The following is a 6,287-nucleotide window of genomic DNA, read 5'->3' as shown; positions in this document are numbered from 1 at the left end:
CAACAACCCTCTTTGCCTGATGACCATAGCGAGTCGGTCCCACCCCTTCCCATCCCGAACAGGACCGTGAAACGACTCTACGCCGATGATAGTGCGGATTCCCGTGTGAAAGTAGGTAATCGTCAGGCTCCCTAAGCCAGAAACCCCCGCCCGAAAGGCGGGGGTTTTTGCATTTGAGCGACGGAAATGCGCGAGTGCAGGCAATCGAACCTCTCCGGTTGTTGCTCAATGAGGTTGGCTCAATTTCTGTCCCAGTCTTAGCTGGAAAATTCCGGTACTTCGGGGTGGGCTGAACCGGCCCGATCAGTGCACTGGCGGGCGAATTCTGCCGGTGTCATCCGCTGCAGCGCGGAGTGAGGGCGCGCCTCGTTATAGCGCTCGCGCCAGACCTCGATTTTGCGCTGGCGTCTTCAAGCGACAAGAACCAATGTGCATTGAGGCATTCCTCCCGCAAGCGTCCGTTGAAGGATTCATTCTTCGCGTTGTCGGTCGGCTTGCCAGGACGCGAGAAATCAATCTCCCCGCCGTTCTCGTACGCCAATTTGCCGAGCGTTGCACATTCTGCTTGCATTTAGAACGTTGTCTCCCTTGATATAGCGTGAAAGCGGGCGATGCTGTGCAAACCGGGGCAGCGCGGCAACAACGTGCTCGCCACGCAACGAGCCGCCGACTTCAATCGCCAAGCATTCCTGCGTGTAGTTGTCCAAGATCGTGAGCGTGCGCAAGCGTCGACCATCAAACTGCGCATCAGCGACGAAGTTCATACTCCAGATCTCATTGATCGCGCTCACTGACTGCTTCGGCTGCCGGCGCCGGGCAGACTTGTTTCGACGGGCTCGCTTGTGGCGCAACGAAGGGCCCAATTCCCGATACCCGCGTTCTACTCTCTTATGGTTGTCCCTCCAGCCTTCCCGGCGAAGCATCACGTATACGCGGGGTGCGCCGTAATGCACCCGCACTTCCGTGATCTCCTTGATGCGCATCTCCAGCGCGCTTTGATCCCGCGCGACCGACTCGTAACGGTAGACCGTGCGAGACAGTTGCAACAACGCGCAGGTCTGCCGCTGGCTTGCGCCGAAACGCCGCATCAAGTCCGTGACAAGCTCACGGCGCCGAGAAGGCTTCAGAGCTTTTTTGACAGCACGTCCTGCGGCATGGCCTTTTCCAGCGACAGATCGGGCCCGAGCCGCTTGAGCTTCGCGTTCTCTTCCCCAAGTTGCTTCAGCCGGCGCAGCGCCGAGGGCGACAATCCTCCATATTTCGTCCGCCAGTTGTAAAACGTTGCGTCGCTGATCGCCATCTTGCGACAGGTCTCCGCGACCGGTGTGCCCAGCTCGGCCTGCTTCAACGCATAGGCGATCTGCTCTTCGGTGAGCTTGCTCTTCTTCACGCCATGACCTCCTGGTCTCGATGACAACGTCATGCCGGAATTTTCCACTCTTAAATCCGACAGCTTTGTGAGCCAGGGTCAAGGCTCAATCTGCCTCGGCGTCCTGCTGCTGATACGCGACGATCTGCACCAGCACCCGCGGCTACCACGTCGACTGCGCGTCACCGTCGCAGCGAACGTGCAGCGGTGCAGCACGCATTGTGTCGGGCCTTCGTGCAGGCTGATCAGCATGATCGTCTGGGCCACGCTATCGCAGCGGAGGAGGCTAACAGTCGCGCTCTATCCGGAATCCGGTGTCGGTGTACCCGAAGCCCCTGCGGACAACGCGGCTGCTCCGGACCGGGCGATGTGCTGACGCGTCACCATCAATCGACTTCAGCTGGTCCGGACGTATGCCGGATGCCCCCGCAATTCCCATCGGCACGGAAATTGCAAATTTTTTCATCTACCTGCTTGGCATTATGCGCGGGAGGTCGTATGATGGCGGTCTTTCGTTTTTAGCGAAGATGCAAATCGACGCTGAAGACGGGGTCTGACGAAGATGTGGGCGCCGATCGGCCTCCTCTCGTGCTTGCTTCAGCCAGGTGAGCGTGAGTGTCGGGTGAGTCGCGCAAGTGCTCTGGAAGAGAATGAAAATAATCTTCCGGATGTGCTTGACAAGAGTGCGATGCACCCCCATAATCGTCAGTTCTCTACGGAGGGGTGCCCGAGTGGCTAAAGGGGGCAGACTGTAAATCTGTTGGCTTACGCCTACGTTGGTTCGAATCCAACCTCCTCCACCAGAACATCAGCGCAAAGAGCGGTAGGGAATCGTTAGTGGCCCGTGCGGGTGTAGCTCAATGGTAGAGCAGAAGCCTTCCAAGCTTACGACGAGGGTTCGATTCCCTTCACCCGCTCCAGTCCGTGTAGTTGAAGCGTAATAGCGCCCATGTGGCTCAGTGGTAGAGCACTCCCTTGGTAAGGGAGAGGTCGGCAGTTCGATCCTGCCCATGGGCACCAGCAGTACAAAGTCAGTGTCTGTTTGCGCGCGGCGCAACATGTGAAATTCCTTTTGGGAGTTGAAAATGGCCAAGGAAAAGTTTGAGCGGACCAAGCCGCACGTCAACGTTGGTACGATTGGTCACGTTGACCACGGCAAGACGACGCTGACGGCAGCGATCACGACGGTTCTGACGAAGAAGTTCGGCGGCGAAGCGAAGGCGTACGACCAGATCGACGCGGCACCGGAAGAAAAGGCGCGCGGCATCACGATCAACACGGCACACGTCGAGTACGAAACGGCAAACCGCCACTACGCACACGTCGACTGCCCGGGCCACGCTGACTATGTGAAGAACATGATCACGGGCGCAGCGCAGATGGACGGCGCGATCCTGGTTTGCTCGGCAGCAGACGGCCCGATGCCGCAAACGCGTGAGCACATCCTGCTGGCGCGTCAGGTTGGCGTTCCGTACATCATCGTGTTCCTGAACAAGTGCGACATGGTGGACGACGCTGAACTGCTCGAGCTGGTCGAGATGGAAGTTCGCGAACTCCTGTCGAAGTACGACTTCCCGGGCGACGACACGCCGATCGTGAAGGGTTCGGCGAAGCTGGCGCTGGAAGGCGACACGGGCGAGCTGGGCGAAGTGGCGATCATGAACCTGGCCGACGCACTGGACACGTACATCCCGACGCCGGAGCGTGCAGTTGACGGCGCGTTCCTGATGCCGGTGGAAGACGTGTTCTCGATCTCGGGCCGTGGTACGGTGGTGACGGGTCGTGTCGAGCGCGGCATCGTGAAGGTCGGCGAGGAAATCGAAATCGTCGGTATCAAGCCGACGGTGAAGACGACCTGCACGGGCGTTGAAATGTTCCGCAAGCTGCTGGACCAAGGTCAGGCAGGCGACAACGTCGGTATCCTGCTGCGCGGCACGAAGCGTGAAGACGTGGAGCGTGGCCAGGTTCTGGCGAAGCCGGGTTCGATCACGCCGCACACGCACTTCACGGCTGAAGTGTACGTGCTGAGCAAGGACGAAGGCGGCCGTCACACGCCGTTCTTCAACAACTACCGTCCGCAGTTCTACTTCCGTACGACGGACGTGACGGGCTCGATCGAGCTGCCGAAGGACAAGGAAATGGTGATGCCGGGCGACAACGTGTCGATCACGGTGAAGCTGATCGCTCCGATCGCGATGGAAGAAGGTCTGCGCTTCGCAATCCGCGAAGGTGGCCGTACCGTCGGCGCCGGCGTCGTCGCCAAGATCATCGAGTAAGCCAGTTATTCGTTGATCGACAGTTTTGGGGCTGGCAGCAGCCGGCCCCAGCATGGTTTAGGGGTATAGCTCAACTGGCAGAGCGTCGGTCTCCAAAACCGAAGGTTGGGGGTTCGATTCCCTCTGCCCCTGCCAAAAATCGCCACGTGTCCCACGTGGCATTTGTTTTAAGGTGTTATGGCGAATCCATCCGTCGAAACTGTAAATACCTCCGGCGATAAGCTGATGCTGGCCCTGGGCGTATTGTTGGTCTTGGCCGGATTCGTGGGCTTCTTCTGGCTGGCCAATCAGCAGTGGTATGTCCGCGGTGCCGCATTGGCGGTAGGTATTATCGCCGGCGTGGCCGTCGGCCTGATGTCCGCACCTGGCAAGAGCCTCATCGCGTTTGCCAAGGATTCGTACAAGGAAGTCCGCAAGGTCGTTTGGCCCACCCGCAAGGAAGCAACGCAAACCACACTCGTCGTGTTTGGTTTCGTGCTCGTGATGGCGATTTTCCTCTGGTTGAGTGACAAATCGATCGAATGGGTGATTTTCTCGGCGATTCTGGGTTGGAAATGATATGAGCGATACTCCGGCATCCCCGAGCGGAAAGCGTTGGTACGTCGTGCACGCCTACTCCGGTATGGAGAAGAGCGTGCAGCGCGCGCTTCAAGAGCGCATCGAACGTGCTGGCATGCAGGATAAATTCGGTCAGATCCTGGTTCCGACCGAAGAAGTGGTCGAAGTCAAAGGTGGCCACAAGGCTGTAACCGAGCGTCGTTTCTTCCCCGGCTACGTGCTGGTGGAAATGGAAATGACGGACGAAACGTGGCACCTCGTGAAGAATACTGCGAAGGTCACGGGTTTCGTCGGCGGTGCGCGTAACCGCCCGACCCCGATTTCCCCGAAGGAAGTCGAAAAGATCATGTCGCAGATGCAGGAAGGCGTCGAGAAGCCGCGCCCGAAGACCCTGTTCGAAGTTGGCGAGATGGTGCGTGTCAAGGAAGGCCCGTTCACGGACTTCAACGGCACTGTCGAGGAAGTCAACTACGAAAAATCGCGCGTGCGTGTGTCGGTCACCATCTTTGGCCGCTCTACCCCGGTCGAACTCGAGTTCGGTCAGGTCGAAAAAGTTTGATCCCGATTCGGTGGGCAGCCTCGGCTGCCCACCTTCGCGCTTACGGCCCGCGTTATGGTCGTTGAGGAGCGTCAGTAGCCAGCGGCGAAAGCGCGTTATCACTCACCGAACGCCGCCTGGCGTTCCAACGAGGTTTACAAATGGCAAAGAAGATTGTCGGCTTTATCAAGCTGCAGATCCCTGCAGGTAAAGCCAATCCGTCGCCGCCGGTCGGTCCGGCACTGGGTCAGCGCGGCCTGAACATCATGGAGTTCTGCAAGGCGTTCAACGCGCAGACTCAAGGTATGGAGCCGGGTCTGCCGGTGCCGGTGGTCATCACGGCATACGCTGACAAGAGCTTCACGTTCGTGATGAAGACGCCGCCGGCGACCGTCCTGATCAAGAAGGCGGCGAAGGTGGACAAGGGCTCGAGCAAGCCGCACACCGACAAGGTCGGTTCGATCACGCGCGCTCAAGCCGAAGAAATCGCGAAGACCAAGATGCCGGACCTTACGGCAGCTGATCTGGACGCAGCCGTTCGCACCATCGCTGGTAGCGCACGCTCGATGGGCATCACTGTGGAGGGCGTGTAAATGGCTAAGATCTCCAAGCGCCGTCAGGCATTCGCCGCCAAGGTCGATCGTCAGAAGCTGTACGCGATCGAAGACGCACTGGCACTCGTGAAGGAATGCGCGAGCGCGAAGTTCAACGAATCGATCGACGTCGCAGTCCAGCTCGGCATCGACGCGAAGAAGTCGGACCAGGTCGTTCGTGGTTCGGTCGTTCTGCCGGCAGGTACGGGCAAGTCGGTTCGCGTTGCCGTGTTCGCACAAGGCGAAAAGGCCGAGCAGGCTCGTGCAGCGGGCGCGGAAATCGTCGGTATGGAAGACCTGGCTGAGCAGATCAAGGCTGGCCAGATGGACTTCGACATCGTGATCGCTTCGCCGGACACGATGCGTATCGTCGGTACGCTCGGTCAGATCCTCGGCCCGCGCGGCCTGATGCCGAACCCGAAGGTCGGCACGGTCACGCCGGACGTTGCGACTGCAGTCAAGAACGCGAAGGCTGGTCAGGTGCAATTCCGTGTCGACAAGGCCGGTATCATTCACGCGACCATCGGCCGTGCATCGTTCGAATCGACCGCACTGCGTTCGAACCTGTCGGCACTGATCGAAGCGCTGCAGAAGGCCAAGCCGGCAACGAGCAAGGGCGTCTACCTGCGCAAGATCGCACTGTCGAGCACGATGGGTGTCGGCGTGCGTGTTGACCAGGCTACGCTGGCAGCACAGTAAGAAAGTATTCGGGCCGCTTCGTTCGCGAAGCGGCCTACATGGGCTTTGGGCGGTTGTTCGTGCAGTAGGGCGGGCAACCGGTTATCAAAGACCGTTGGTGGGGCGCAGCAGGCAGGCGATCCCTTAATTCAAGCCAACGCAGATGGCGAACCCGAAAAAGTTTTGCAGTGGTGAAGCCGCAGGCCGTGAAGCGATTCACGGCGTGAGGTGGAAATACTCCTAACGAGGTCGGACGCCGTTGTTGAACGAGGTAC

At 59.2% G+C, this 6,287-nt stretch carries 5 protein-coding genes, 4 tRNA genes, 1 rRNA gene and 1 pseudogene; 10 read left to right on the top strand and 1 reads right to left on the bottom strand.

Going from position 1 to position 6,287, the window contains the following annotated elements:
• Positions 1 to 15 precede the first annotated feature (15 nt).
• Positions 16 to 128 (top strand): 5S ribosomal RNA (rrf, locus tag WS75_RS31230).
• 129 nt (positions 129 to 257) lie between these two features.
• Here rrf and WS75_RS31225 read toward each other — a convergent pair.
• Positions 258 to 1,390: pseudogene (locus WS75_RS31225) on the bottom strand (IS3 family transposase).
• Between the two features lie 696 nt (positions 1,391 to 2,086).
• Between WS75_RS31225 and WS75_RS31215 the strand changes: the two are divergent.
• From WS75_RS31215 to rplA, 9 genes are all read left to right on the top strand, one after another.
• Positions 2,087 to 2,172, top strand: a tRNA-Tyr gene (locus WS75_RS31215).
• A gap of 43 nt (positions 2,173 to 2,215) precedes the next feature.
• Positions 2,216 to 2,289 (top strand) — tRNA-Gly (locus WS75_RS31210).
• A 25-nt stretch (positions 2,290 to 2,314) separates the two neighbouring features.
• A tRNA-Thr gene (locus WS75_RS31205) sits at positions 2,315 to 2,389 on the top strand.
• 65 nt (positions 2,390 to 2,454) lie between these two features.
• Complete coding sequence (gene tuf, locus WS75_RS31200; RefSeq protein WP_011882996.1) at positions 2,455 to 3,645, top strand: elongation factor Tu; 1,191 nt, start codon at positions 2,455 to 2,457, stop codon at positions 3,643 to 3,645.
• Between the two features lie 59 nt (positions 3,646 to 3,704).
• Positions 3,705 to 3,780: transfer RNA gene (locus WS75_RS31195), tRNA-Trp, on the top strand.
• A gap of 42 nt (positions 3,781 to 3,822) precedes the next feature.
• Positions 3,823 to 4,203, top strand: a complete 381-nt coding sequence (gene secE / locus WS75_RS31190; RefSeq protein ID WP_006482892.1) for a preprotein translocase subunit SecE — start codon at positions 3,823 to 3,825, stop codon at positions 4,201 to 4,203.
• A 1-nt stretch (position 4,204) separates the two neighbouring features.
• Positions 4,205 to 4,762 (top strand): transcription termination/antitermination protein NusG, encoded by a 558-nt coding sequence (gene nusG / locus WS75_RS31185; RefSeq protein WP_006400672.1) that lies wholly within the window; start codon positions 4,205 to 4,207, stop codon positions 4,760 to 4,762.
• 140 nt (positions 4,763 to 4,902) lie between these two features.
• On the top strand, positions 4,903 to 5,334 hold the full coding sequence (rplK, locus tag WS75_RS31180) for a 50S ribosomal protein L11 (RefSeq protein ID WP_006400671.1): 432 nt from the start codon (positions 4,903 to 4,905) through the stop codon (positions 5,332 to 5,334).
• Positions 5,335 to 6,033 (top strand): 50S ribosomal protein L1, encoded by a 699-nt coding sequence (gene rplA, locus WS75_RS31175; RefSeq protein ID WP_017333534.1) that lies wholly within the window; start codon positions 5,335 to 5,337, stop codon positions 6,031 to 6,033.
• Positions 6,034 to 6,287: the final 254 nt, after the last annotated feature.

The organism is Burkholderia sp. FL-7-2-10-S1-D7 (assembly GCF_001524185.1).
Classification (GTDB): Bacteria; Pseudomonadota; Gammaproteobacteria; order Burkholderiales; family Burkholderiaceae; genus Burkholderia; species Burkholderia diffusa.
The sequence above is the reverse complement of the archived record's forward strand: the minus strand, read 5'-3'. Positions and strand labels throughout refer to the sequence as shown.